Raw genomic sequence first — 1210 nt, forward strand, 5'->3', positions numbered from 1 at the left:
TCATCGACCCCAACCAGCCGCTCCCGCTCCCCCGACCCCAGCACATCCACCCGGCCCACCAGAACCCGCGGATCCACCACCACCTGCCGCAACACACGTACGAACAGACCGGCGATCCGCTCGACCGTCTCGCGGTCGAAGAGGTCGGTGGCGTACTCGATCAGGCCCTCTACGTATCGTCCGTGCGAGACGGAACGCTCCGTGAGGTTGAAGAAGAGGTCGAACTTCGCGGTGCCTGTGACGACATGCACGAAGTCCACACGCAGGCCCGGCAGGGTGAGGTCGGACTGGGTGAAGTTCTGCCAGGCAAACATCACCTGGAACAGCGGGTGATAGGCGGTGGAGCGGTCAGGGTTGAGAAGCTCCACCAACCGTTCGAAGGGGGCATCCTGGTTTCCGTAAGCTCCGAGCGCCCTCTCCTTCACCTGGTCCAACAGCGCGTCGAAGGTCAGGGACCCCGTGAGCTGCGCCCGCAGCACCCACGTATTGACGAAGAAGCCGATCAGGTCGTTCAGGGCCTCGTCGGTGCGGCCGGCGATCGGGGAGCCGATCGCGATGTCGTCGCCCGCGCCCAACTGGTGCAGCAGTACGGCGAGCGCCGACTGCATGACCATCGAGACGGTCATGTCCCGCTCGTGCGCCAACTCCTCCAGCTTTGCGAGAAGTTCGGGATCCAGGGCGAACTCGATCATGTCACCGCGGTGGCTGGCCCTCGGCGGGCGCGGGCGGTCCGTGGGGAGCTGAAGCGGCTGCGGCATACCGGCGAGTTCCTTGCGCCAGTATCCGGTCTGAGCGGCCAGCAGACTCTCCGGATCGCTCTCCTGGCCGAGCAGGTCGTGCTGCCACAGGGTGTAGTCGGCGTACTGGACGGGCAGCGCGGCGAACTCAGGTGCCTGCCCCTCACGGCGTGCGGCGTAGGCCGCCGCGACCTCACGGACCAATACTGCGATCGATTCACCGTCGCCGGCGATGTGGTGGATGACCAAGGAGAGGACGTGCTCGTCGGGGCGGAGACGCAGGATGCGGGCGCGTAGGGGGATCTCCGAGGACAGATCGAAACGGTACGCGGCCAGCTCAGCGAGGACGTCGGACACCTGCTCCTCTGCGACCGCCATCACGGGAGTGTCGAGGAGTGCCTCGGGGGCGGGGAGCACCTGCTGTGCGGGGGTTCCGTCGGCGTCTTCGACGTAGATGGTGCGCAGGCTCTCGT

At 66.5% G+C, this 1210-nt stretch carries 1 protein-coding gene; it reads right to left on the reverse strand.

The genetic code is table 11. The features are described 5' to 3' along the window. Positions 1-1210, reverse strand: a 1210-nt coding sequence (locus ACWC1K_RS50680) for a condensation domain-containing protein (protein WP_450841007.1), incomplete at both ends; no start/stop codon positions are given.

This window comes from Streptomyces sp. NPDC001492 (assembly GCF_053597275.1).